General features: G+C 70.4%; 18 protein-coding genes. 8 read left to right on the top strand and 10 right to left on the bottom strand.

Annotated features, from left to right (window positions below):
- The first annotated feature begins 82 nt into the window (after positions 1 to 82).
- The 3 genes from ACBJ59_RS14930 to ACBJ59_RS14920 all read left to right on the top strand — a co-directional run bounded on the left by ACBJ59_RS14930 (position 83) and on the right by ACBJ59_RS14920 (position 4,660).
- Complete coding sequence (locus ACBJ59_RS14930) at positions 83 to 2,215, top strand: transglycosylase domain-containing protein (protein WP_375110747.1); 2,133 nt, start codon at positions 83 to 85, stop codon at positions 2,213 to 2,215.
- A gap of 227 nt (positions 2,216 to 2,442) precedes the next feature.
- A complete protein-coding gene (locus tag ACBJ59_RS14925) occupies positions 2,443 to 3,414 on the top strand; it encodes a LacI family DNA-binding transcriptional regulator (protein WP_364114159.1) in 972 nt (323 codons plus the stop codon).
- A complete protein-coding gene (locus ACBJ59_RS14920) occupies positions 3,401 to 4,660 on the top strand; it encodes a serine/threonine-protein kinase (RefSeq protein ID WP_375110746.1) in 1,260 nt (419 codons plus the stop codon). The genes ACBJ59_RS14925 and ACBJ59_RS14920 overlap by 14 nt, the downstream gene beginning before the upstream one ends.
- 82 nt (positions 4,661 to 4,742) lie before the next feature.
- On the opposite strand, the gene ACBJ59_RS14915 is transcribed toward ACBJ59_RS14920, so the two are convergent.
- Positions 4,743 to 6,107, bottom strand: coding sequence for a cellulose binding domain-containing protein (locus tag ACBJ59_RS14915; protein ID WP_375110745.1), 1,365 nt, complete (start codon positions 6,105 to 6,107; stop codon positions 4,743 to 4,745).
- Between the two features lie 261 nt (positions 6,108 to 6,368).
- Between ACBJ59_RS14915 and ACBJ59_RS14910 the strand changes: the two genes are divergently transcribed.
- The gene (locus ACBJ59_RS14910; RefSeq protein ID WP_375110744.1) at positions 6,369 to 7,430 is read left to right on the top strand and encodes a lytic polysaccharide monooxygenase; all 1,062 of its coding nucleotides are present in this window, start codon (positions 6,369 to 6,371) and stop codon (positions 7,428 to 7,430) included.
- Positions 7,427 to 7,951, top strand: coding sequence for a hypothetical protein (locus ACBJ59_RS14905; RefSeq protein WP_375110743.1), 525 nt, complete (start codon positions 7,427 to 7,429; stop codon positions 7,949 to 7,951). Before ACBJ59_RS14910 ends, ACBJ59_RS14905 begins: the two co-directional genes overlap by 4 nt.
- Positions 7,952 to 8,675: 724 nt before the next feature.
- Here ACBJ59_RS14905 and ACBJ59_RS14900 read toward each other — a convergent pair.
- Together ACBJ59_RS14900 and ACBJ59_RS14895 are read right to left on the bottom strand one after the other, a co-directional pair.
- Complete coding sequence (locus tag ACBJ59_RS14900; protein WP_375110944.1) at positions 8,676 to 11,510, bottom strand: glycoside hydrolase family 9 protein; 2,835 nt, start codon at positions 11,508 to 11,510, stop codon at positions 8,676 to 8,678.
- Positions 11,453 to 14,347, bottom strand: coding sequence for a glycoside hydrolase family 48 protein (locus ACBJ59_RS14895; protein ID WP_375110742.1), 2,895 nt, complete (start codon positions 14,345 to 14,347; stop codon positions 11,453 to 11,455). The genes ACBJ59_RS14900 and ACBJ59_RS14895 overlap by 58 nt, the downstream gene beginning before the upstream one ends.
- Positions 14,348 to 14,705: 358 nt before the next feature.
- Here ACBJ59_RS14895 and ACBJ59_RS14890 point away from each other — a divergent pair, with 358 nt between their 5' ends.
- Positions 14,706 to 17,012 carry a glycoside hydrolase family 6 protein gene (locus ACBJ59_RS14890; protein WP_375110740.1) on the top strand — a complete coding sequence of 769 codons (2,307 nt, stop codon included), beginning with the start codon at positions 14,706 to 14,708 and terminating at the stop codon, positions 17,010 to 17,012.
- A gap of 126 nt (positions 17,013 to 17,138) precedes the next feature.
- Here ACBJ59_RS14890 and ACBJ59_RS14885 read toward each other — a convergent pair whose 3' ends face one another.
- The 5 genes from ACBJ59_RS14885 to ACBJ59_RS14865 form a co-directional block, all read right to left on the bottom strand.
- Positions 17,139 to 17,537: a DUF1992 domain-containing protein gene (locus tag ACBJ59_RS14885; RefSeq protein WP_364114175.1), complete on the bottom strand. Its 399-nt coding sequence runs from the start codon at positions 17,535 to 17,537 to the stop codon at positions 17,139 to 17,141.
- Positions 17,538 to 17,549: 12 nt separating this feature from the next.
- A complete protein-coding gene (folP, locus tag ACBJ59_RS14880) occupies positions 17,550 to 18,449 on the bottom strand; it encodes a dihydropteroate synthase (RefSeq protein ID WP_375110739.1) in 900 nt (299 codons plus the stop codon).
- A gap of 74 nt (positions 18,450 to 18,523) precedes the next feature.
- Positions 18,524 to 18,997 (bottom strand): ATP-binding protein, encoded by a 474-nt coding sequence (locus tag ACBJ59_RS14875; protein ID WP_375110738.1) that lies wholly within the window; start codon positions 18,995 to 18,997, stop codon positions 18,524 to 18,526.
- A gap of 99 nt (positions 18,998 to 19,096) precedes the next feature.
- Entirely contained in the window at positions 19,097 to 20,146 is a 1,050-nt protein-coding gene (locus ACBJ59_RS14870; protein WP_375110737.1) for an NAD-dependent epimerase/dehydratase family protein, read from the bottom strand.
- Between the two features lie 52 nt (positions 20,147 to 20,198).
- Positions 20,199 to 21,380 carry a zinc-dependent alcohol dehydrogenase gene (locus ACBJ59_RS14865; protein ID WP_375110736.1) on the bottom strand — a complete coding sequence of 394 codons (1,182 nt, stop codon included), beginning with the start codon at positions 21,378 to 21,380 and terminating at the stop codon, positions 20,199 to 20,201.
- Between the two features lie 94 nt (positions 21,381 to 21,474).
- On the opposite strand from ACBJ59_RS14865, the gene ACBJ59_RS14860 reads away from it, so the two are divergent.
- Complete coding sequence (locus tag ACBJ59_RS14860) at positions 21,475 to 21,744, top strand: hypothetical protein (protein ID WP_375110735.1); 270 nt, start codon at positions 21,475 to 21,477, stop codon at positions 21,742 to 21,744.
- A 79-nt stretch (positions 21,745 to 21,823) separates the two neighbouring features.
- The gene (locus ACBJ59_RS14855) at positions 21,824 to 23,197 is read left to right on the top strand and encodes a carbohydrate-binding protein (protein ID WP_375110734.1); all 1,374 of its coding nucleotides are present in this window, start codon (positions 21,824 to 21,826) and stop codon (positions 23,195 to 23,197) included.
- Between the two features lie 40 nt (positions 23,198 to 23,237).
- Here ACBJ59_RS14855 and ispG read toward each other — a convergent pair whose 3' ends face one another.
- A complete protein-coding gene (gene ispG, locus ACBJ59_RS14850) occupies positions 23,238 to 24,347 on the bottom strand; it encodes a flavodoxin-dependent (E)-4-hydroxy-3-methylbut-2-enyl-diphosphate synthase (protein WP_375110733.1) in 1,110 nt (369 codons plus the stop codon).
- Positions 24,335 to 26,083, bottom strand: a complete 1,749-nt coding sequence (locus ACBJ59_RS14845) for a 1-deoxy-D-xylulose-5-phosphate synthase (RefSeq protein WP_375110732.1) — start codon at positions 26,081 to 26,083, stop codon at positions 24,335 to 24,337. The genes ispG and ACBJ59_RS14845 overlap by 13 nt, the downstream gene beginning before the upstream one ends.
- Between the last annotated feature and the right edge of the window lie 65 nt (positions 26,084 to 26,148).

Genomic DNA, 26,148 nt, shown 5'->3' with positions numbered 1-26,148 from the left:
TTTACATGGAGCACGTCATGCCCGGGTTTAGGATGCACCCTAAATGCCACGAGGGGGAGGGTTTACCGTTATGGGTTCCCGTTTGTCGAGTGTCGCACGCCTGACGGCGGCCGCGGCGGCGGCCGGCGTCGTGGCCGCCGCCATCGCGCTGCCCGCGGTCGGGGGTACCGGAGCGATGTTCGTCTCGGCATCGGAGGATCTCGGCATCAAACCCGAGGAGCTCAAGGAACCCCCGCTGGCCGAGCGGACGACCGTGCTGGACGCCAAGGGCAACGAGATCGCCTACTTCTGGGAGGAGTACCGCGAGAGCATCGCGCTCGACCAGGTGGCCGACATCATGAAGACGGCCATCATCTCCATCGAGGACTTCCGCTTCTACGAGCACGGCGCGATCGACATCGAGGGCACGATCCGGGCCCTGGCCAAGAACTTCACCTCGGGCGGCATCGCCCAGGGCGGCTCGTCCATCACCCAGCAGTACGTCAAGCAGGTGCTGCTCAACTCGGCCACCACCGACAAGGAGCGGAACGCGGCCCTGGAGGCCAGCTACGCGCGCAAGCTCAAGGAGCTGCGCTACGCGATGGCGGTGGAGAACAAGTACACCAAGGACGAGATCCTGGAGAAGTACCTCAACATCGCCTACTTCGGCGCCGGCGCCAACGGGGTGGAGGCGGCGGCCAAGCGCTTCTTCGGGGTGAGCGCGTCGGAGCTGACGCTGGTGCAGGCCGCGACGCTGGCCGGCGCCGTGCAGGACCCCAACTCGACGGACCCGAACCTGGGCAAGGCACAGCAGAAGGCCCTGCTGGCGCGGCGCAACGTGGTGCTCGACCGGATGGCCGAGCTGAAGAAGATCACGCCCGAGCAGGCCGCCGAGGCCAAGGCCAAGAAGCTCGGTTACAAGGGCATCGACATCCCGGGCGGCTGCGGGGCCAGCGACTACCCGTACTTCTGCATGTACGTACGCAACGAGGTGCTCAGCAACCCGGTCTTCGGCAAGACGGCCAAGGCCAGGAGCCAGTTCCTCAACCGGGGCGGCCTGACGATCCAGACCACGCTGGACCCGAGGATGCAGAAGGCCGCCGACGCGGCGATCAGGAAGCACGTGTTCGCCTCGGACAACCCGGTCGCCTCCGAGGCCCTGGTGGAGCCGGGCACGGGCGCGATCAAGGCGATGGCCGCCAGCCGCAAGTACGGCAACAACAAGCGCAAGAAGGAGATGTCGTACAACGTGGTGGCGGACGCCGTGCACGGCGGCGGCGTCGGCTTCCAGGCGGGCTCGACGTTCAAGACGTTCACCCTGATCACCGCCCTCAAGGAGGGCATGAAGATCAACGACGGGTTCAGCGTCGGCAGCGGCTACCGCGCCCCCTACTACTCCACGTTCAAGAACTGCAAGGGCGAGAACATCGGCGACCCCAGCCACACCGTCACCAACGACGAGGGCGGCGGCGGCTTCAAGTCGCTGGCCACCGGCACCTGGGGCTCGGTGAACACCTTCTTCATGATGCTGGAGCAGAAGGTCGGCCTGTGTGACACCATCCAGACGGCCAAGTCGCTGGGGATCAAGCGCTCCGACGGCCTGGCGCTGACGGAGTACGAGACGTTCACGCTCGGCACCAACGAGATGGACCCGGTGACCGTCGCCAACGCGTACGCGGCCATCGGCGCGCGCGGCAAGTACTGCGCGCCCATGGCGATCACCAAGATCACCGACCGCTTCGGCAAGGTGAAGACCTACAACCCGAAGTGCAAGCAGGCCCTCGACCCCGAGGTGGCGGACGCCGCGGCGGACATCCTGTCCGGCGTGTTCACCAAGGGAACCATGCGCGGCGTCGGCGGCATCGGCCGTCCGGCGGCGGGCAAGACCGGCACCACGGACGCGCAGGCCACCGCCTGGTTCGCCGGGTTCACCCCGGACCTGGCGGGGGCGGTCAGCATCGGCGACCCGCGCGGCTCCCAGGACTACAAGCTCAACAACATCACCATCGGCGGCCGCTACTACGCCTCGGTCTTCGGCGCCTCGATCCCCGGGCCGATCTGGAAGGACACCATGATCGCCGCCCTGAAGGGCACCCCGGCGACCGACTTCACCCCGGTGAACACCTCCCGCTTCGGCGGCTGCGGCTCGGGGTGCCGACCGGTGGTCCAGCCGGAGCCGGACGAGGACCAGGAAGGCTTGATCGACGAAGGGGATCTGGCCGAGTTCGGAGAATGATCACGGGTAGGAGGGGTTTCCTGATTGTCGGATAAGACAAATCGGACACGTAAATATGCCGTGATCCACACCCGACACAGAAACCTCTGCCGGTTACCAGCGCCTCTAGCTGAGCAAATTCGGAGTGCGTCCGCACAGTGGGACGCACTCCCTGCAAAGGCCCTATTAACAGCGGCGAAACATTGGTAACGTGGGAGCGCTCCCAGGATCTTTCCGCGAGGTGCTCCATGACCGAGCAGCCCACACTGGCACAGGTGGCGGCCGCTGCAGGGGTTTCCCCCGCGACCGCATCTCGAGTCCTTACAGGCTCGGTGCGGGTCAGTACCTCGACCCGCCGCCAAGTCTACGACGCCGTGTCCCGCATGGGATACGTCCGACAACGCGCACCCCGGGGAACGGCCGCGAAAACCATGGCCGACGGAGTCACAGCGGTGATCTGTGACCACCTTCCCCGGCTCTTCTCCGAGCCCTACTACGCCAGGCTCCTGTCCGCCGCGGGCGCCGTGATAAACGAGCACGGCACCCACCTCATGGTGACCACCGTCACCCCCACCTCATCCACGCTGCCCGCCCTGTCCGGCGCGGTGCTCATCGTGGGCGCAAGAGAGCGTCATCCCCTGGCGATCAAGTTATCCACCTCGGGCATACCGGTGCGCAACATCGGCCGCCCGCCCCACGACCTCAAACTCCCGTTCGCCGACGTCGACAACCTCGACGGCGGCCGTCAGGCGGCCGAACACTTCCTGCTGTCGGGCCGCCGTAACGTCGCCGCCATCGGCGGCCCGCCGTCCTTACCCGGAGCCCGTGACAGGTTGGAGGGCCTCATACGCACCTTGCAGGCGGCCGGCGCACCCGACGTACCCGTGGCCTACGGGGACTTCACCGCCGCGTCGGGCACGCACGCGATGCAGTGGCTGTTACGCCACGCGCCCGGCCTGGACGCGGTCTTCGTGGCCTCCGACCTGATGGCGGCGGGCGCGATCCAGGCCCTGCGCAGGGCAGGACGCAAGGTGCCGGCGGACGTCGCGGTGATCGGGTTCGACGACGCCCCGGTCGCCAGGCACACCGTCCCGGCCCTGACCACCATCCGCCAGCCCGTCGAGGAGCTCGCCACCGTCGCCACCCGGCTGCTCCTGACGGGGGCCGCGGGAATCGACCCCGTACTCCCCACGGAACTGGTCATCCGTGAGTCGGCTTGAGCCTGGGGACGTGCTGGCCCGGCGGTATCTGTTGCTGGACCCGCTGGCCCGCGGGGGCATGTCGGTCATCTGGCGTGCCTTCGACCAGTCCCTGCACCGGATGATCGCGGTCAAGGTGCTCACGGCCTCGCTGCACACCGACCCGGGAGATCGGGTCAGCGTACGCAGCGAGGCCCGCGCCGCCGCGCGCTTCATCCATCCCGACTCCATCGAGATCTACGACTACGGCGAGACCGTCACCACGAGCGGCGGCGTCGCGGCCTACGTCGTGATGCCGCTGCTCGACGGCACGCCGCTGGCCGAGCGCATCGAGACGGGCCCGCTGCCGTGGCCGGACGCGGCGTCCATCGCGCTGCGGCTGGCGCGGGTGCTGATGGCCGGGCACGCCCGCGGCCTGGTGCACCGGGACGTCACGGCGGAGAACGTGCTGCTCACCGCCAACGGGCCCAAGCTGCTCGACTTCGGTATCGCGGCCTGGGCGGGCGACCCCGACGACGATCGCGGCACCCCTCCCTACGTCGCCCCCGAGCGGCTGCTCGGCGCGCCGACCCATCCGGCGGTCGACGTGTACGCCCTGGGCGTGCTGATGCACGCCATGCTCACGGGGCGGACGCCGTACCCGGAGACCACGTGGGAGGAGATCGAGGCGGCTCACCGCACCGAGCCCCCTCCCCGCGTCCCCGGCGTGCCGAACGCCGTCGCCTCGCTCTGCCAGCGCTGCCTGGCGCACGAGCCGGAGGAGCGGCCGACGGCGGCGCAGATCGTCTCCGCGCTGACCTCCGCGCTCGGCACGGTGACGCTGGGCCGGCACGTGCGGCGCGGCCTCACCGTGACGGGCTCGGCGGCCATCGCCCTGTCCGCCATGCTCTGGTTCCAGCAGCAGACGGGGCCGCCCCCGCAGCAGCAACAGCAGCAGCGAGTGGCCGAGCCGGCGCCGGGGCCGACGGCGCGGCTGATCGAGAGCTCGCCGTCCGCGACGATCACGGTGGAGCAGGCCGCGGCCGGCTTCAGGACCGTGCTGGAGGCCAGGACGCCGTGCGGCGCGACCGACGCCGACGTCGTGCTGGACCTCCGGCAGGTGCTGGACACCGCCGTGGCGCCGCGGCACGGCCCGGCGGAGTCCAGGACCGAGAGCCTGCGCCAGAAGCTCTCCGACCGCATGCGGGAGGGCCGGCTCACCCCTGCCTGCCTGAGCGAGCTGCAGGCCAGGCTGGACGACATCGACGCGGCGCTGCGGCACGACTGAGATTGATGAGGGGTACGGCAGCACCAGCCGTACCCCTCCGCGCGCGGGCTGGGCCCCTCGCAAAGCGATGCCCGCGCGAGCCTCATGCGCAGGTGTAGCCGCTGGGTACCTGCGTGTTCCCGGCCGGCCGCGTCGCCTGGTAGCCGAACGACGTGGTGGCGCCGGACGCCAGCGGGCCGTTGTGCGACAGGTTCCGGACCGTGACGGTGCCGCCGCTGACGGTGTAGCTCGCGTTCCACATGCCGGTGATCGTGTGCCCGGACGGCAGCGCGAACGTGACCGTCCAGCCGTCGAGCGCCGAGGTGCCCCGGTTGGTGACGGTGACCGGCTGGATGACGTAGCCGTTGTTCCAGGCGGTCTGGGTGGTGGCGGTGGCCGTGCAACCGCCGCCGGTCCCGCCGGTCTGGGTGGTCACCGTGACCGTCGCGGACTCGGGCGAGAGGTTGCCCGCGGCGTCTCTCGCCCTGATCCGGTAGCGGTAGGTGGTGGCGGGGCTCAGGCCGGTGTCGGTGTAGGAGGTGGTGCTGCTGGTGCCGACCCTGGTGAACGTGTCGCCGGTCGCGCGCAGCACCTCATAGCCGGTCACGCCCACGTTGTCGGTGGAGGCGGCCCAGGTGAGGGTGGCCCCGGACGAGGTGACGTTCGAGGCCGACGGCGTGCCGGGGGTGCTCGGCGGGGTCGGGTCGGTGGTGCCGCCGCCCGAGCCGAACGAGAAGGAGTTGACCGCCAGGCCGGTGCCGCCGATCCAGGGCTCGAACCCGGCCTGGACGCTGGTCAGATACCACGACCGCTGGCCGTAGCCGCGGTTGACCACGTCGGAGTAGAAGGTGTCGATGGTGAAGTCCAGCGAGGTGGCGGGCGAGGTGCGCACGTAGGAGATCACGTTCCAGCCGATGTTGCCGTACCAGACCTGCCAGGTCGCGCCGGCCAGGTTCACGGTGCCGACCTGGGAGCCGATCGGCTGGATCGAGCCCTGCCGGTTGAGCCAGATCATCAGCTCGGCGCCGGTGTTCTGGCCGTCGGTGCGGGGCGTGGGGTCGAACCAGAGGTCGTAGGAGGCGTTGTAGGTGCCGGAGCTCGGGTACGTCATGCTGACGCTGCTCCGGAGCCCGGCGAAACCGCCGGCGCTGGCCTGCATGGGCAGGTTGCTGCCGGTGGTGCAGTTGGCGTAGTGGCAGCCGGCGTAGATCGACGGGTAGCCGGCCGGCGCGCCGCTCGTGGAGTTGTTGTGGGCCGCCTGCGTGACGGTGAAGCCGCCGTTCTGGTTGACGTCGACGCACTGCGCGGTGCTCGCGCCCCAGACGTTGTTCTGCACGATGTAGCGGCCGTTCTGGATGCTCGCCGAGCCGTACTTCTCGCAGAGCACCGGAGCGGCCTGCGCCGGCGCGGCGAACAGGCCCATGGCGAGTAACGCCCCGATGATCAGGTGGATGTGCGCGTGCCTCATGGCGTGTTGCTCCCGCCTCTCTGACAGTGGAGTGTAGTGGGAGCGCTCCCAGCGTTCACCCTCTCCGGGGCCGTCCGGTACGGCAAGCAGCGGTGCCCGCGTGCGAGCAGGGGCGGGGCACCCACCAGGGGAAACCGTGACCAAGATCGGCTGAAAGTTTCACCGATCGTTGTCGAATCCGGAAAAAGCGTGATTCAATTCGCTCGCCGGGCGGGCAGGTCGTGGGCAGGTTTCCTCTGTCGTCAGCGCAAGGGAATCCCCATGAAGTTATTCAAGTCGGCGGCACTCACCGCCGTCCTGGTCCTGATCACAAGTGTTCTGATGGTGCCCACGCAGGCACAGGCCCACGGCGTGTCCATGTTCCCGGGCAGCCGTACGTTCCTGTGCTGGCAGGACGGCCTGCGGGACAACGGGCAGATCCTCCCCTACAACCCCGCATGCGCGGCCGCGGTCAACCAGAGCGGCGCGACCCCCCTGTACAACTGGTTCGCGGTGCTGCGCTCCGACGGCGCGGGCCGGACCACCGGATTCATCCCCGACGGGCAGATCTGCAGCGGCGGCACCGGCGGGCCCTACGACTTCTCGGCCTACAACGCGGTCCGCTCCGACTGGCCGCTGACCCACTTGACCTCCGGGGCCTCCATCCAGATGCGGCACAGCAACTGGGCGCAGCACCCCGGCGCGTTCAACTACTACGTCACCAAGAACGGCTGGAACCCCAACGGGCCGCTCAAGTGGTCCGACCTCGAGCCGTTCGGCAGCGTCACCAACCCGCCCGCCAGCGGCGGCGCCGGCGGGCTCAACTACTACTACTGGAACGCCCAGCTGCCGTCCGGCAAGAGCGGCCGGCACATCATCTTCACGCACTGGATCCGCTCGGACAGCAACGAGAACTTCTACAGCTGCTCCGACGTCGTCTTCGACGGCGGCAACGGCCAGGTGACCGGTGTCGGCCCCGGTGGCAGCAGCCCCGGCCCCAGCCCCACCGTCACGCCGACCGACCCCGCTCCGACGGGCGCCTGCACCGCCACGTGGAAGGCCACCGACACCGGCTGGGCCGGCCACTTCCAGGGTGAGGTGACCGTGAAGAACACCAGCACCAGCGCCATCAACGGCTGGACGGTCAAGTGGACGTACGCCGGCGGCCAGAGCTTCGACGGCTCACCGTGGAACGGCGTGCTGTCCACACAAGCGCCCAACGTGACGGTCAAGAACGCCACGTACAACGGGCAACTCGCACCGAACGCCTCCACCGCGTTCGGATTCAACGCCACCGGCTCGATCCCGAGCCCCGCACCGACCCTGACCTGCACCAGCCCGTGATCAAAACGCGTCGCGGGCTCGTCGCGGCAATCGTCACCCTGGCCGGCCTGACCCTGGCCGGGGTGACGTTCTTCGCTGCCAGGCAGCCGTCCTCCCAGCTCAACGCGGAGCTCGCCGCCCAGGTGACCCTGATACTCGAGCAGGCCTCGCCCGGCGAGCACCACGCCCACGGGCACAGCTTCGACTCCCGCGTCGTGTGCGCCGTGGAACCCTTCGGCACCGAACCCCGGAACGCCACCTCGCTCGTGGAGGTGACGTGGGTGTATGCCCGCCACATGTGCGCGATCACCGGGGAGAGCCCGGACTGGGCCGCCTCCGTACGCGCCTCGGGGCCGATCGCCGTCAAGATCAGCATCCCGCCCCAGGTCAGGGTGCCCGAATCGGGAGCCGGCTACCCGGACCGGGTCCGCCGGCTCATCCCCCGGCACTATCACGAGGAGGCGTTCGCCGAGTTCGCCGACGACACGGCGATCGAGGCGGCCCGCGAACGCTTCGCCCTGGCGACCTCGACCGCCAAATAGCCCCCCACCCGTGAGGAGGCCCGGCCCCCTGGCCGCGCCTCCTCACGGCCTTCAGGGGCCCGCCGAGGCGCTGACGCGGCGCCCGCGGAGGGGCTTGTGCCAGGGGGGGACGTCCGGAGCGGCACGCCACACACGCGGCGAGCCCGACGGCCACCGCGCCGCGGTCGAAGACGGCAGTCGGGCAGTGTCGTCGGCGTGCGACCTTTCGCGATCACGCCTCCAGCAGCGCAGCAGGCGCCGGCGAAGCAGCAGCGCGGCACGGCGAGCGCGGCGGCGGCGCGGCAGCGCGGTGGCGGCGCAGTGGCGCGACGGCGCGGGACTGCGAGCGCAGTGGCGCGACGGCGCGGGACTGCGAGCGCGGTGGCGCGGTGGCGCGGGACCGCAGGCCGGGCGGGAGCGGGAGCGGGGCCGAAGCGGGTGGGGAGAAAACGGACGCGGCCGAGTGGAGGTTTCGGCCGCGTCCGTCCCATCCGGGCGGGATGGTTTGTTGGGCAGGAATAGCTGGTTAGGGCCTCACCTCCTCATACGCACCCGGCTGCCGGGCAGTTCGGTTGGCGCACGTGTAACCGGACGGGATCGACGTGTTCCCGGCCCGCCGGCCGGCCAGGAGGCCGAAGGTGGTGCCGGCGAAGTCCGGCGCGGTGCGGAGCGCTCTCATGTGCCGCCTTTCCCTGAGCCGATGGAGCCGCCCCCGCCGCTACTGCGGCGGGGGCGGAGTCTCGGATCAGGCGGGGGTGCAGGTGATCGGGTCGGGAGCGGTGGAGGCGCCGTTGGCGATGAAGCCGAACGTGGTGGTGGCGCCCGGCGCGAGCGCGCCGTTCCACGCCTCGTTCTTCACCGTGACCGTGGAGCCGGACACGGTGTGCTTGCCGCCCCAGAGCTGGGTGATCGAGTTCTGGGAGTTCCAGGTGACCGTCCAGGCGCTGGTGGCCGACGTGCCGGCGTTCTTCACCGTCACCTCGGCCTGGTACGCGCCGCCCCACGTGTTGACCACCTTGTAGGTGGCCGTGCACCCGCCGGCCGCGGCGTCGGAGGTGGTGAACGCGGTGCCGTCCGAGGCCGCCGAGCTGTTGCCCGCCTCGTCCCGCGCCACCACGGTGACCGTGTAGCCGGTGGCGGGGGTGAGGCCGCTCAGGTCGAACGACGTGGTCGTGGCCGTGCCTGCCTTGGTGGACCCCAGGTAGACGTCATATCCGGCCACGCCCACGTTGTCCGTGGACGCCGCCCAGCTCACCCGCGCCGCCGAGGAGGTGATCCCGGACACCGTCGGCTTGCCGGGCTTGCTGGGCGGCGTCCCGTCCACCGTGTCTGACGTGGTGAACGCCGTGCCGTCGGACTGCACCGACGTGTTGCCTGCCGCGTCCCTGGCCACCACGTGGGCGGTGTAGGCCGTGGCAGGGGTGAGCCCGCTCAGGTCGAAGGACGTGGACGTGGCGGTTCCTACCTTGGTGGACCCCAGGTAGACGTCGTAACCGGTCACGCCCACGTTGTCGGTGGAGGCGGTCCAGCTCAGCCTCGCCGAGGAGCCCGAGATCGCGGAGACCGCGGGCTTGCCCGGCTTGCTGGGCGCCGTCGTGTCCACTTCCTCCGGACCCGGCGGGTCACCCCAGATCTTGGTGGCGCCGCTGTAGAGGGTGATGTTCCCGGTGCGCACCGGCGTCGTGCCGGGCGTGGTGGGGATGTTCCGGTACGACCAGTCGTTGGCCGGGTCCCACGTGCCCGCGCTGGCGATCCTGAACTGCACCTCCCTGCGGTGCTGCGACTGCCCGGCGGGCGCGATGGCCTGGCCCGAGCAGTCGATGTTCACGTAGTACGTGCTGCCGCTCGCCTGGTGCAGCGTCGGCGCCTTGCACTGCGTGTAGGCCGACGACACGCTGATCTGCGAGGCCGTCGTCGAGCCGTCGAGGGTGAAGTAGTAGCGGAACGAGCCGTCGGACAGGACCCTGGCGGGCCAGGCCGACTGGTTGCGGACGATGGCCTTGATCTCGGTGAACCCGGTCCCCGAGGCGTTCACGCCCGCCTCGACGAAGATCTCCGGGCCGTCCGGGGTCTCCTCGGCGGGGAAGCCGGCCGCCGGGGCGCCGCCGTACTCCTTGTACAGCCTGGCCACCGCGCTGGTGAAGCCGGCGTTGTAGTCGGTGGCGACCTCGTTCATGACGTAGTCGTCGCGCTTGTCGGTGTAGGCGTCGTTCGGGTCGGGCGGGCCGCCGACGAGCGCGCCGTACAGGGTGTGGCGGGTCTGCTCGGGGTTGGTGATCTGGTCGGTCCACGAGCCGTGCGCCGTGCGGTGGTGCGGGTTCTTCGGCGGGTTGGCGCCGAACCCGATCAGGTACGAGGAGTTGCGCGGGTTGTCGCCCAGCGTGTAGTTGATCTGCCGGACCGCGAAGTCGTGGTAGCGGGCCTTGCGCGTGGCGTCGGTGATCGAGTCACTGTGCACCAGCGCCGCGAACGAGGTGTTGGCCGCGTACCGCAGCGAGCCCCACCGGTCGAGCACGGCCTGCCCGCCCGGCGAGTACTTGACCTGCGACCCGTTCACGCCGACCGTCCACCAGTCGAGCCAGCGGTTGGCGTCGTCCAGGTACTGCTGCTTGCCGGTCAGCTTGTGCAGCAGCACGTACGCGCCGTACGACTTGTCGTCCCAGGCGATCGTCCACTTGTACGACTTGGTGCTGGTCTGGGGTTCGGTACCCAGGTTGGCGTAGCCGCTCTCAGCCTTGGCCAGGTAGGAGGCGTCGTTCGTGGCCCGGTAGAGCCAGATCGCGCCCCACACCAGCTCGTCGTTGAAGCCGCTCCACGAGTTGTAGAAGCTCGACGCGTCGGTGATGCACTCGCTGTACTTCTTCCTGACGGTGTCGGCGAAGGAGTAGAGCTGCTTGGCGTGCGTCACCAGCGTGTCGGCATAAGACGGATTTGTCGGGCGGAAGACGATCGACGATGCCGCCATCGCCGCCGCCGTCTCCCCCGCCAGGTCCGACCCGCCGCATGACGCGTCGATCTTGTACGCGGGCCGCGCCATCGACATCGCCTCGGCCGGGCCCCACCAGGCGTGGTCCGTTCCGCCGTTGCCGACCTGCCCGTAGAGCACGTTCGGCGACGGGTGGGCCTTGATGAAGTAGTCGTTGACGAACTTGAGATTGTTGAGCAGGTGGGTGAGCTGGCCGGAGCCCGCGTAGGCGTCGCGGTACTCGACCGCGCCCCAGGCCAGCATGGTGGCCGAGAACGCCATCGGGAAGCCGAACTTGACGTGGTCGCCCGCGTCGTACCAGCCGCCCGTGAGGTCCACGCCCACGTCCTTGCCGTCGTTCAGGCCCGAGTCGCCGCGCCAGGAGACGCGGTTCCAGTCGGGCAGCGCGCCCGACTGCTGGGCCTCGTAGAACCACAGCGACTTCTGCAGCGCCTCGCCGTAGGCGAAGGCGGGTGCGGCAGCGGCGGCGTGGGCCGCCGGCCCCGCCCCGAACAGGGGCAGGACCAGCGACGCCACGGCGATCAGTGTTGCCTTTTTCACGGGAAGAGCCGCCCGTACTCGGCGAGGGCGACGGCTACGTCCACCTGCGCCCAGAACCGGTGGTAGTTGAAGACGGGCGCCGGGCCCGTCCCCTTCAGGAAGGCGTCGACCTTCGGCCAGTCCGGGTCGTTCCGGTAGAAGGACCGGATCGAGATGAAGGTCGAGCTGGAGTTGATCGTGTCGCCGTTCGGCATCTCGCCGGTCCAGCCGGCGGGCACGTACACCGGGTCGTCGATGCGGTTGTAGTCGGCCTTGGTCTCCGGCACCGACACGCCCTTGGCGTCACGGTTCTCCCAGACGCCGTCGAGCAGCGCCTTGGCCGTGTCGCGCGCCTCGGCGTGGTTCGCCCTGGCCGCGTAGTACATGAGCACCTTGGCGTAGGAGCCGGCGACGCCCACGTCCTGCGTGTGGTCCACGACGGTCACGTGCAGGCCGGGGTTGGCCGGCGGCATGCCCGTCGTCGCGTTGAAGTTGCCGGCCGGCTGACCGGTCCAGCGCAGCGTGGACGGGATCTGGTAGCTGCCGTCGGAGCCGATCGTGGTGTTGTCCAGCGCCCACGTCACCCACTTGTCGAGCAGCGCCTTGGCGTCGGCGTTGCCGGTGGCGTAGTAGAGCTCCGCGACCCGCTCCATCGTCCACGCCTGGAAGCCGAACCACTGGTTCGACGGCGGGTCGTGGTAGACCGGCTGCCAGTCGTAGGTCATGCCGTGGAACTTCGGCAGCCCCGCCGGCGGCGTGGCGTAGTGGCCCTCCCAGCTGTTGGTCGCGCCACCGGCGATGGCGCCCTCGGCCGACTGCAGCCACGTGTAGAACTGCAGCTGGCGCGTCATGCTGGTGCTCCAGTCGGCGGCACCGGTCGAGCTCTTCGGCTTGAGCTCGGCCACGTTGGCCAGCGCCCAGGCCGCGAACGGGTTCTGGTAGCCGGAGTGGTTGTGGCTGGAGCCGATGCGCCAGGCCCAGCCGGCGCTGGAGTCGGTCGCGCCGCCCCATGCGTAATACCAGCTCAGCAGGTAGTTGGAGGCGTTCTTGCCGGTGCCGGCCGGGCACGAGGGGCTCGTGCAGCCGGGCTGCTTGAAGTACTTGTCGTACATCGCGTAGCGCAGGTAGTCGCCCATCTTGGCGGCCTTGGCCACCGTCGCGGAGATCTGCGACTCCTTGCCCTGCTCCTTGGCCCAGGTCTGCGCCCAGTACGCCACCTGCACCGCGCGGGCGTCGGCGTCGGGGGCGTTGGTGTACTTCCACTGCTTGGCGTACGAGGAGTCCTTGATGAACAGGTCCAGGTAGCCGTTGGTGCCGCCGTGGGCGAAGGTGTCGCAGGACGGCTGCGGGATCGTCTCGAAGACCGACTCCTCCGGGCCGCGCTGGTAGGTGTTGATGTAGGCGGGCCTGGTGGTGCCGTCGCCGCAGCGGCCGAAGCCGTAGGTGTTGTCGACGTCGAGCAGCCAGTGCATGCCGTAGATGTCGCGCGTGCCGTACGCGCTCTGCAGCTCACCGGCGATCGGATCGGTGCCCACGCTGACGCCGGAGTCGATCTGCGACGGGTAGCTGCTGATCGAGTTGTACTCGGCCGCGTACGTGGCGGGCTTCGAGGCGTTGTAGAACGAGTTCGTCGGCTGGTCGGCGGTGGCCGGGATGATGTACTTCTCCATCGAGGCCCACGCGTTGTTGAACTTCGTCCAGTCGCCGGTCACCTGCCCGTAGGTCGCCTCCAGCCACAGGTAGTAGCTGTAGGCCTCGGACGTGGTCTCGTGCCCGTGGTCCGGCGCCTCGACCAGGAACGTCTCGACCGAGTGGTACGGCACGCCCTCGGGCGAGAAGTAGCCGTTGGCCGGGTCGTGCAGCTCGTTGTAGAGCTCGACGAAGCGCTGGACGTACTCGTTGTCGCCGCCGACGTCGTCGTCCGCCTCGGAGGCCGCGACGTCCACCGGCGTGTACCCGGTGGCGCTCACCCTGATCACGGCAGAGCCGCTCGTCGTGTCGCCGTCGTTGGCCGCGGCCAGCGTGACGTTCTGCGCGGTGTTCCAGTTCGACGGGGTGAACGTGAGGCTTGCACCGGCCGACACCGTGACGTCGGCGTCACCGCTGGCGCGGGCCGTCGTGACCGTCACGTTCGACGAGGGAGCCTGCGACAGCTTCACGCCGAAGGTCGCCGTCCCCGCCTCGGGCACGGACAGCGTGGTCGGGCTGACCACGAGGGCCGGCCCGGTGTTCGGCGAGACCGTGATCCCGACCGGCGACGAGGTCGTGGTCAGGCCGGCGTTGTCGGTGGCCCTGGCCGTGATCGAGTAGCTGCCGGCCGCCACGTTCGTCCAGCTGTAGCTGTACGGCGAGGAGGTGTCGGTGCCCAGCAGCGTGGAGCCCTGGAAGAAGTCGACCTTGGCGACGGTGCCGTCGGAGTCGGCCGCGTTCGCCGCGATCGGCACGGTGGCCGGGGCGGTGAACGTCTGGCCGGCGGTCGGCGAGGTCAGCGACACGGTGGGCGCGGTGCCGGTGCCGGGGCCGCCGCAGGTGACCCCGTTCACGCTGAACGAGGTCGGGCTCGGGTTGCTGCCCGTCCACGTGCCGTTGAAGCCGATGTTGGTGGAGGCGCCGGTGGCCAGGGTGCCGTTCCACGGCATGTTCGTGGCCGTGACCCGGGTGCCCGACTGGGACCAGTTCGCACCCCAGCCGCTCGGGGTGTACCGCTGTCCGGTGGTCGGGAAGTCGAAGCCGAGCGACCAGGACGTCAGGGGGTCACCGGTGTTCTTCAGCGTGATGTTCGCCGTGAAACCGCCCGAGCCGGTGCCCCACTGGTTGGCCGCGTACGTCACGTCACACGCCACGGCCGCCTGGGCGGGACCGGCTGCCAAGGCCGTGGTCGTGCCCGCGACGAGGACGAGGGTCGTGGCCACGGCCAGCCGTCTCGATAAGCGCGTCAAAAGGGATGAAGGTCTGTACTTCACGGGGTCTCCATGGGAGTAGGGATGTGGGAGCGCTCCCAAAGTGGATTGTGGGTGCCCGGCGGCGTATGTCAACGGAATGGCGGTTCGGTAACCCCCGTGTTTCCTCTCACCAGGCTGCCAGGGATGAAAGTTTCATCCCCGTTCCGGGGTATTCAACGAGCATGCGGGGCGGCGGACACCTTCTCGACGGCCGCCCTCTGTACAGGGCTCCGAGCGCGGCTCACCATGGGAGCGCTCCCAGCCACCTAAGTACTGGAGATGATCGCTCGTGAGACTCCACCGCGGCCTCCGCAAATGGGCCGTGACCATGACCGCCGCGAGTGTCGCGGCCTTAGGACTCGTCGTCGGCCAGGGCACGGCCGCGAACGCCGCCGTCACCTGCGACGTGGCCTATACCGCCAACCAGTGGGGCACCGGCTCAGGCGGTTTCACCGCGAGCGTCACGCTGAAGAACACCGGTGATCCCCTGACGTCGTGGTCGCTGGCCTTCGACTTCCCGACCACCGGCCAGAGGTACACGCCGACCGGCTGGGGTGCGAACTGGTCCCAGTCGGGCACCCGGGTCACGGCCACGAACATGCCGTGGAACGGCACCCTGGCCACCGGCGCCTCCACCAACATCGGGTTCAACGGGACCTGGACCGGCACGAACCCGAACCCCACCTCGTTCAGCGTGAACGGGGTCACCTGCGGCGGCACCGGCCCGACCACCCCGTCCGTGGTGGCCTCGGCCAGCGCGGTCGCGGTCAACGAGGGCGGCACGGCCACCTTCACCGCCCGGCTCTCCTCCGCGCCCACCTCGAACGTGACCGTCACCACCGCGCGGACCAGTGGTGACACCGACCTGACCGTCAGCTCGGGCAGCTCGCTCACCTTCACCCCGTCCAACTGGAGCACCGCGCAGACGGTGACCCTGGCCGCCGCCCAGGACTCCGACACCGCCGCGGGCACCGCCGCCTTCAGCGTCGGCGGCACCGGCGTCACCGGCGCCTCGGTCACCGCGACCGAGGTGGACGACGACGCCACAGTGGAGCAGTCGATCATCGTGTCGCCGCCCGCGGTGACCGTGCCCGAGGGCTCGACCGGCACCTACACGGTCCGCCTGGCCGCGCAGCCGTCCTCGAACGTGACCGTCACCACGACGGCCGGCAGCGGTGACACCAACCTCACCGTCTCCTCCGGGGCCAGCCTGACCTTCACCCCGGCCAACTGGAGCACCCCGCAGACGGTGACCCTGGCCGCCGCCCAGGACTCCGACACGGCCAACGGCAGCCGCCCCTTCACCGTCGCCTCCACCGGCCTGACCTCGCGTACGGTCACCGCCACCGAGGCCGACGACGACGGCGGCACCAACCCGACCCACGTCGAGAACCCGTACGCGGGCGCCACCGGCTACGTGAACCCGAACTGGAGCGCCAGGGCCGCGGCCGAGCCCGGCGGCTCGGCGGTCGCCAACACCTCCACGGCCGTGTGGATGGACCGCATCGCGGCCATCGCCGGCTCCTCCTCGGCCATGGGCCTGCGCGCCCACCTGGACGAGGCCGTCCGGCAGGACGCCGCCAACGGCTCCGCGCCGCTGACGATCCAGGTCGTCATCTACAACCTGCCCAACCGCGACTGCTCGGCGCTGGCCTCCAACGGCGAGCTGCTCATCGCGCAGGACGGGTTCAACCGCTACAAGACCGAGTACATCGACCCGATCGCGGCCATCATGCGCGACTCGGCCTACGCCAACCTGCGCATCGTCACGATCATCGAGCCCGACTCGCTGCCGAACCTGGTCACCAACCTCAACTCCTTCGAGAAGTGCCGCGAGGCCAACGGCGCCGGCGGCTACCGCGACGGCGTCCGCTACGCGCTCAACCAGCTGCACGCCATCACGAACGTCTACACCTACATCGACGCCGCCCACCACGCGTGGCTCGGCTGGGACTCGAACTTCAACCCGTCCGTGAACCTCTTCTACGAGACCGTCGCCGCCACCACCGCCGGGGTGGACAGCGTGGACGGCTTCATCGTCAACACCGCCAACTACTCAGCCACGACCGAGCCGCACTTCACCATCAACACCATGGTGGGCAGCACCACGGTCAGGCAGTCCAAGTGGGTGGACTGGAACTACTACGTCGACGAGCAGAGCTTCGCCACAGCCCTGCGCAACGCGCTCATCAGCAAGGGCTTCCGGCAGGGGCTCGGCATGCTGATCGACACCTCCCGCAACGGCTGGGGCGGCAGCGCCCGCCCGAGCGGGCCGAGCACCTCGACCAACGTGGACGAGTTCGTCAACCAGTCCCGCATCGACCGGCGCATCCACGCCGGCAACTGGTGCAACCAGAGCGGCGCCGGCCTGGGCGCTCGGCCCACGGCCAGCCCGGCCACCGGCCTGGACGCCTACGTCTGGATCAAGCCTCCGGGCGAGTCCGACGGCGCCAGCCGGGACATCCCGAACGACGAGGGCAAGAAGTTCGACCGGATGTGCGACCCGACCTACACCGGCAACAGCCTCAACGGCAACAACATGTCGGGAGCCAAGGCCGACGCCCCGCTGTCCGGCCAGTGGTTCTCGGCCCAGTTCCGTGAGCTGCTGCAGAACGCCTACCCGCCCGTCAACTGAAGACCCGGCCGGCCGGGGGACCCGCCTGACCCGGGCCCCCGACCAGCCTGAGGGGCCCGCCTGACCCGGGCCCCTCAGCTGCCGGAAGGGGCTCGGGGGGCCACACCCCCGGGCCCCTTCCCAGGGTCAACGCCCCCGCCGCCACTCCGACACGATCTCGTCGGCGTCGAAGGGCATCAGGTTCAGCGGCGGCCCCGACAATCCGGTCCTGATCGCCTCCCGGATCCTGTGGTTGATCTCCTCGACGATCCGCCGGGCCTCGGCCTCGGAGCGAGCCCCACGCGCCGCGGCCAGCGCCTCCTCGGCCTCCTTGCGCAACGCCAGCGTGGGCGGCAGGGGCATCGACAGCCCCTCGCTCTCGACCTTCTGCTTGATCCACCACATCTCGTCGGGATGCCGATCGAGCCCCGGCAGCGGCTTGCCCTTGCCGGGCAGGTCGTCGAACTCGCCCCGCTCCTCCGCCTCACGGATCTGCCGGTCGATCCAGGTCTCGAAGGGAAGCCCGACGGGTTTGCGGTCGGTCACGTACGGATCTCCTCACGCGAGGTTGTGACTGGGTGCCACCGGACCGCGCCAGCCCAGCACGGCCTCGGTCATGCGCACGGACGCGACCGTCGCGGCCACGTCGTGCACGCGCAGGATGCGTGCGCCCTTGAGGACGGAGACGACGTTGACGGCGATCGTCCCCTCCTTCCGCTCCCCCTGGGGGCGGTCGATCGTCTCCCCGATGAAGTCCTTGTTGGACAGCGCCACCAGCGTCGGGTAGCCGATCGAGGTGATCTCCTCGAGCCGGCGCGTCAGCTCGAGCGAGTGGAAGGTGTTCTTGTTCAGGTCGTGCCCCGGATCGATGATGATCTTGTCGGGGGCGATCCCCGCCTTCAGTGCGAACGAGACCCGCTCCCGCAGGAAGTCCGCCACCTCGGAGACGACGTCTGAATAGCTCGGCCGGAAGACCCGGCGGCCGGGCCCGCCGAGGCTGTGGGTGACCACCACGCCGACCCCGGTCTCCGCCGCGACCTCGGCGAGGCCGGGCTCACGCAGGCCGTTGGTGTCGTTGATGACGTCGGCGCCGGCCTCGACGGCCGCCTTCGCCACCTCGGGGCGGTGGGTGTCGACGGAGATCACGGCGTCGGTGGCGGCCCTGACCCGGGCGATGACGGGGGCGACGCGGTCGATCTCCTCAGCCACCCCGATCTGCGCCTGGGCGGCGCTGAAGGCGAAGCCGCCGATGTCCACCCAGTCGGCCCCGGCCGCCACGGCCCGCGTCGCCGCCGCGACCGCGCCGTCGAGCTCGAAGGTGCGGCCCTGGTCGTGGAAGGAGTTGGGCGTCCTGTTGACGATGGCCATGATGGCGACCTGGCGCTCGAAATCGAACTCACGCCGCCCGATGCGCCGGACCGGAGAGATGATCCCGGGGAAAAGCATTTCGCCGCTCACGTAGTGATCCCTTTCCGTCCCCTCGAGCCTACCTGGCGCCCGGCCAGGTCAGATGGCCCGGGACGGCACCGGGATCAGGCGGTGAAGCGGCCGAACAGGCGTCCTCCGCACGCCGTGACCCTGATGCGCCGCATGCTCCTGTGGGTCCGGTGATCGGGGCCCCGCGGTAACCGCATGGTGAGCACGACCGTGGTGCCGGCGGGCCCGGTACGGAAGTCGGCCACGTCGCACAACCGGCGGATCAGGTAGATGCCCCGGCCCGTGTAGGAATGGTCGGACGGCCGCTTGCCGCCGTTGACGTACTCCTGGGGAATGCCCGAGCCCCGGTCGCTGGTCTCGGCGCGGATGACGCCGTCGACCGTCCACAGCTTGAAGCGCCCTGCCCCGCCCGCGTGCTCCACGGCGTTGACCACGCTCTCGTGCACGGCCAGGACGAAGTCGTCCAGCCGGGGACCGTGCAGGCCACAGCTCGCGGACTGCTCGGCCACCGCATGGCGCAGCTTGGTGATGTCTTGGAGGGTGAACCTCTCGGTCATCAAGGTGCGCATGTGCTCCTCCGTGTCTTTCCGACACGCAGGGCCACGCTTCAGGACCTCGCGTGGTGATTCCCTTTCCCCGACAGCCGGAATTTACACACAGTCAGCTCTTTACGGACGTCCGCCAATGCCGCCGGCGAGCTCGCGTACCCGGCCGATCGGGCCGCCGTCCGGGGCCAGCGGCGCGGTGTCCATGCCGGCACCCTCGCGCAACCCGTCGAACAGCTCCCGCATGGCGTCGAACGACGTGTGCCGCGGCTTCCAGCCGAGCACCTCTCTGGCGCGCTCCGTCTTCATGACCGGAATCCGCAGCGCCAGGTCCAGCAGGCCGGGCGCGGCGGGCACGAGCCGCAGGTGCCAGCCCGCGGACACGGCCGCCCTGGCCAGCCCCTGCGGGACCGGCACCGTCCGGGCGCCGAGCATCCTGGCCAGGTCGTGCGGGTCGAGCACGGGCTCGGCGGCGATGTTGAACGCGCCCCGCACGGGCTTGGTGACGGCCAGCCGGTACGCCTCGGCCGCGTCCTCGGCGTGCAGCACCTGCATCCGCAGCCCGGGGATGTCCGGCACGAACGGGATCCGCCCGGCCTTGATCAGCCGCCGCGGCACGAACGGCCCGGCGAACAGCCTGCGCTGCTCGGTCGCGGCCGCCCGCTGGAAGATGAAGCCGGGTCGCATCCGCACCACCCGGATGTTCGGGTGATCGTGCTCGAAGACGTCGAGCACCCGCTCGACGTACGCCTTCTCCCGCCCGTACGCGGCCCCCGGCCAGCCGTGCGTGGGCCAGCTCTCGTCCACCGGCCGGTCCTTGGGCCCCGGCGAGTACGCCCCCACCGAGGAGGCGTGGACCAGCGCGGGCACCCCCGCCTCCGCGGCGGCGCGGAAGACCCGCATGCTGCCCAGCACGTTCGCCCGCCAGGTGGTGGCGGGGTCCCTGGTCGGCTGGAACAGCCACGCGAGGTGCACCACCGCGTCCGCCCCGTCGAAGATCCGGGTCAGGTCGCCGGTCGCCACGTCGGCCTGCCGCCAGTCGGTGCGGTCTATCCGCCACCCGGGGAGCCGGCGGGCGACCCCCACGATCGAGGTCACGCCGCCGTCCGCGGCCAGCGCGCGCACCACGCTGGTGCCGACGTTCCCGGTTGCTCCCACCACCACGACTCTCATGGATGCTCCGCTGCCCGCCTCCCGGGCCGCGAAACCCCTCTGAGCTGGCAGGTCACGGCTGGAGCAGGATCTTCACCGCGCCGTCGGCCTTCTTCTGGAACATCTCGTACGCATGGGGCGCATCCTCCAGCGGCAGCCGGTGGGTGGTCAGGTCCATCACGCCGAGCGGGTCGGAGTCGTCGGTCAGCAGCGGCATCAGCGCGCTGACCCACTTCCTGACGTGGGCCTGGCCCATGCGCAACGTGATGCCCTTGTCGAACATGCGCAGCATGGGCAGCGGGTCGGTCATGCCGCCGTAGACGCCGATGACCGAGATGACGCCGCCGCGGCGGACGGAGTCGATGGCCTGGTTGAGCGCGGCCAGCCGGTCCACGCCGGCGTTCGACATGAGCGGCGCGGCCACCGCGTCGGGCAGCAGCCCGGTGAGCGTCTGGGCGATCTTGGCGGCGGTGGAGCCGTGGGCCTCCATGCCGACGGCGTCGATGACCGAGTCCGTGCCGCGTCCGGAGGTGCGCTGGCGGATCTCCTCGGGGACGTTGTGCACCTCGCTGGCGTCGATGACCTCGACACCGTGACGGCGGGCCATCTCCAGGCGGGTGGTGATGCCGTCCACGCCGATCACGCGGTGGCCGAGGTGGCGGGCGATGCGGGCGCACATCTGGCCGATGGGCCCGAGCCCGAAGACGGTGACGCTGCCGCCGTCGGGGATCTCCGCGTACGCGACGGCCTGCCAGGAGGTCGGCAGCACGTCGGACAGGTACAGGAACCGCTCGTCCGGCGGCCCCTCCGGGACCTTGATGGGCCCGAACTGCGCCTCGGGCACCCGCAGGTACTGGGCCTGACCGCCGGGCACCTGCCCGTAGAGCCTCGTGTAGCCGAACAGGGCGGCGCCCATGCCCTGCTCGCGGACCTGGGTCGTCTCGCACTGCGCGTAGAGCTCCATCCCGCACATGTGGCAGTGGCCGCAGGCGATGTTGAACGGGATGACCACCCGGTCTCCGGGCTTGATGTTGTCGATGGCGGAGCCGACCTCCTCGACCACGCCCATGGGTTCGTGCCCGAGGATGTCGCCCTCGGCCATGAACGGCCCGAGCACCTCGTACAGGTGCAGGTCGGAGCCGCAGATGCCGCTGCTGGTGACCCTGATGACAGCGTCGTTGGGCTCCTTGATCGCCGGGTCGGGGACCTCTTCGACCCGTACGTCGCGCTTGCCGTGCCAGGTGACTGCTTTCATGCTCGTCTCCTCATTGCCGGGGCACAAATGCCGCATACCCCCACATAGCTCATCAAACAGCCTCCAGGCCCCGCAGCGCGCCTAGACTGCGCGCATGGCACCCACACCGCTCACACCCGACGAGGCCGCCAGATTCCGCGTCACCATGTCCGAGTGGCTCGCCAAGGAGCTCCTGGACAACGGCTCGGTACGCCTGTCCGCCGTGGACGACCCCGACCTCCAGCGCAACTTCCAGGAGGTGGTGCACCGGACGAGCGAGCTGCTCCGGCGACCGGTGATCAGCATTGCCGGCAGCCGCGGCATGACGTTCGAGCTCGGCGACGAACAACTGCCTGGCCAGGAGCGCTCCCCCATAACACCGTGATAGGGGCCATTTGCCACGACCGCTCCTCGTATCCGGTCCCGTACGGTGACGGCACCCCCCAGTACGAGGAGAGTCACCAATGCTCCCCAGAAAGACCCGGACGGCGGGCATCGCGTTAGCCGTCACCCTCATCGCCGTCCCGGCCGTCGCCCTCGCCGCGAAGGGCGCCTCGGCCCAGGACGACAACCTCTACGAGATGGCCAGGACGAGCGCGTCCATCGCGGCCGACCCCCCTCCCGGCCTCGTGGACGCGCTCGCCCGCGACCTCGGCGTCACCGGCGAGCAGGCCGAGGCGCGCCTGGTGAACGAGGCCGCAGCGGCCGGCGTGGAGCCCAGGCTCAGGGCCCTGCTCGGCCCGTCGTACGCCGGCACCTGGGTCACCGGCCCCACCGCCACCCCCGTCGCCGCCACCACCGACCCGTCGAAGACCGCGGCGATCGCGGCGGCCGGCGTCGCGGCCCGCGTGGTCAGCCGCTCGCTCGACCGGCTCGACCAGGTCAAGGCCACCCTCGACCAGGCGTCGGCCACCGCCCCGGGGACCGCGCCGGTCTGGTACGTGGACGTCGTCGAGAACACCGTGGTCGTCCTGACCTCCACGCCCGCCAGGGCCGCCGCCTGGGTGCGCGCCAGCGGCGCCGACGTCTCCGCCGTCCGCGTCGTACGCTCCGACGAGCGGCCGGAGCCGTACTACGACGTGCGTGGCGGTGACGCGTACTACATCGGCTCGGGCTCGCGCTGCTCGGTCGGGTTCTCGGTGACGAGGGCCGGCTCGCAGGGCGGCTTCGTGACCGCCGGCCACTGCGGCTCCACGGGCGCGACCACCACGGGCGTCAACCGGGTGGCGCAGGGCACGTTCCGCGGCTCCTCCTTCCCCGGCAACGACTACGCCTGGGTCGAGGTCAACACGCAGTGGACCCCGGTCGGGGTCGTGAACGGCTACAGCGCGGGCATCCTGCCGGTGCGCGGCTCGGCCGTGGCCCAGCCCGGCTCGTCGATCTGCCGCTCCGGCTCGACCACCCAGTGGCGCTGCGGCTCGGTCCAGCAGCTCAACACCAGCGTCACCTACCCGCAGGGCACGGTCAGCGGCGTGACCAGGACCAGCGTCTGCGCCGAGCCCGGCGACTCGGGCGGCTCGTTCATCTCGGGCGACCAGGCCCAGGGCGTCACCTCAGGCGGCTCGGGCAACTGCGGCTCGGGCGGGACGACGTACTTCCAGCCGGTCAACGAGATCCTGGCCACGTACGGGCTGACCCTGGCCACCCAGGGCGGCGGCCCGACCGGCTCGCCGACCGTCACGCCGACCGACCCGGGCGGCACCTGGGCGCCGAACACGGCGTACGCGACGGGCGCCACCGTCACCTACGGCGGGGCCACCTACCGCTGCCTGCAGGGCCACACCTCGCAGGCGGGCTGGGAACCGCCCAACGTGCCCGCGCTCTGGCAGCGCGTCTAGCGGAAGCTCCAGGCCGGGGAGCCCCCTCCCCGGCCTGGGCCTATCCCCGCTCCCGCTCCTCGGCGATGCGCATGGCCTCCTCGACCAGCGTCTCCACGATCAGCGACTCGGGGACGGTCTTGACCACCTCGCCCTTGACGAAGATCTGCCCCTTGCCGTTGCCGGAGGCCACACCCAGGTCGGCCTCGCGCGCCTCGCCCGGTCCGTTGACCACGCATCCCATGACCGCCACCCGCAGCGGGTGCGGGAACCCCTCGAGCGCGGCCGTCACCCGGTCGGTCAGCGTGTAGACGTCCACCTGGGCCCGCCCGCAGGACGGACAGGAGACGATCTCCAGCCTCCGCTGCCGCAACCCCAGCGACTCCAGGATGCCGATGCCGACCTTGACCTCCTCCACGGGCGGCGCGGACAGCGACACCCTGATCGTGTCGCCGATCCCCTCGTCGAGCAGCACCCCGAAGGCCACCGCCGACTTGACCGTGCCCTGCATGAGCGGCCCGGCCTCGGTCACCCCCAGGTGCAGCGGGTAGTCGCAGCTCCTGGCCAGCAGCCGGTACGCGGCCACCATCACCTGCGGATCGTGGTGCTTGACCGAGATCTTGATGTCGCGGAACCCGTGCTCCTCGAACAGCGAGCACTCCCACAGCGCCGACTCCACCAGCGCCTCCGGCGTCGCCTTGCCGTGCTTCGTGAGCAGCCTGGGGTCGAGCGAGCCGGCGTTGACGCCGATGCGGATCGGCACGCCCCGGTCGGCCGCCGCCCGGGCGATCTCGCCCACCTTGTCATCAAATTTCTTGATGTTGCCGGGGTTGACCCGCACGGCCGCGCAACCGGCGTCGATGGCGGCGAACACGTACTTCGGCTGGAAGTGGATGTCGGCGATGACCGGGATCTGCGACTTGCGCGCGATCTCCGGCAGCGCGTCGGCGTCGTCCTGCGACGGCACCGCCACCCGGACGATCTGGCAGCCGGCCGCGGTCAGCTCGGCGATCTGCTGCAGGGTGGCGTTGACGTCGGCCGTGACCGTGGTGGTCATCGACTGCACCGAGACGGGCGCGTCGCCGCCGACCGGCACGTCACCCACCATGACCGTCCGCGAGGCCCGCCGGGGCCGGCGGGCCGAAGGTATCCCGAGATCTACAGCGGCCACCTGTTCAGCTCCTTCCTGATGGCGTACGCGATGCCCTGGCCGGTCAGCCCGGCCTCGGCCAGCAGCTCGGACCGGCTGCCCTGGCCGACGAACTCGCACGGCAGCCCGAGGTTGAGCACGTGCCGGCCGGGCTCGCACGCCTGCCGCAGCAGAGCGCCGGCCCCGGAGGCGGCGATGCCGTCCTCGACCGTGACGACCAGCCGGCTGGCGCAGGCCGCCTTGCGCAGGTCGTCGGAGACCGGGATGACCCAGCGCGGATCGACCACGGTCACGCCGACGCCCGCCGCCGACAACGTCGCGGCGGCGCTCAGGCACGGCTCGGCCATCGGCCCGACGGCCACGAGCAGCACGTCCTGGCCGCTGGACGACAGCACGTCCACCTCGCCGATGCTGCCGGCGGGCGGGATCTCCGCCTCGACCGCGGCCTTGGGGAAGCGCAGCGCCGTGGGGCCGTCGTGCTCCACGGCCTCCTCCAGCAGCTCGCACAGGCGCACCACGTCACGCGGCGCGGCCACCCGCATGCCCGGCACGATGGACAGCGCCGCAAGGTCCCACATGCCGTGATGGCTGGGCCCGTCGGGACCGGTGATCCCGGCCCGGTCGAGCACCAGCGTGACGGGCAGCCGGTGCAGCGCGATGTCCATCAGCACCTGGTCGAGGGCGCGGTTGAGGAACGTGGCGTAGATCGCGACCACCGGGTGCAGGCCGCTCATGGCCAGGCCCGCGGCCGAGGCCATGGCCTGCTGCTCGGCGATGCCGACGTCGAACATGCGGTCGGGGAAGCGCCGGCCGAACGCCGCCAACCCGGTCGGGCCCGGCATGGCCGCGGTGATGGCGACCAGGTCGTGGCGCCGCTCGCCCAGCGCGCACAGGTGGTGGGAGAAGGCGTGCGTCCAGGTGCTCCCGCCCGTCGAGCGGGGCCGCCCGGTGGCGGGGTCGGTGACCGGGATCGCGTGCAGGTGCTCGTCGAGGTCCTGCTCGGCGGGCTCGTAGCCGCGGCCCTTGCGGGTGACGCAGTGGATGACGACCGGCTCCCGCAGCTCGCGGGCCGTACGCATGACCTGCTCCAGCGCCTCGATGTCGTGCCCGTCGACGGGCCCGAGGTAACGCAGGCCGAGGTTCTCGAAGACGGTCACGCCGGGGGCGGCGCGCAACCGGCCGAGGTGCTCGGCGCAGCCCCCGAACGTCGGCGCGTAGGAACGGCCGTTGTCGTTGAGCACCACGATCACGGGCCGGTGCCGGGCGGCGCCCAGGTTGTTGAGCGCCTCCCAGGCCACCCCGCCGGTGAGCGCGCCGTCGCCCACCACCGCCACCACGGCCCTGGTGTCGCCGCCGGCGATCCGGCGGGCCTTGGCCATGCCGTCGGCGTAGGCCAGCGCGGTGGAGGCGTGGGAGCTGTCCATGTGGTCGTGCGCCGACTCCTGCCGGCACGGGTAGCCGCTCAGGCCGCCCCGGCAGCGCAGCGCGTCGAAGCCCTCGCGGCGGCCGGTGAGGATCTTGTGCACGTATGCCTGGTGGCCCGTGTCGAACACGATCACGTCGTCGGGCGAGTCGAACACCCGGTGCAGCGCGATCGTGAGCTCCACGACGCCGAGGTTCGAGCCGAGGTGGCCGCCCCTCGCGCTCACCTTGTCGATCAGGAAGTCGCGAATCTCGCCGGCCAGCCCCGGAAGCAGCTCGGCGGGCAGGGCTCGAAGGTCGTCAGGGGTCGAAACGTAGGGCAGCAGGGTCTTCATGAGATCCCCAGACCTTGTAACTGCTGTGGCAAAAGAAGGGTTGAGCTACTAAAGACACTTTACAC

Origin of the sequence: Nonomuraea sp. MTCD27 (assembly GCF_041950495.1) — a bacterium.
Lineage (GTDB): Bacteria > Actinomycetota > Actinomycetes > Streptosporangiales > Streptosporangiaceae > Nonomuraea.
Note: the sequence above shows the minus strand (reverse complement) of the source record. Positions and strands in the feature narration are given on the sequence as shown.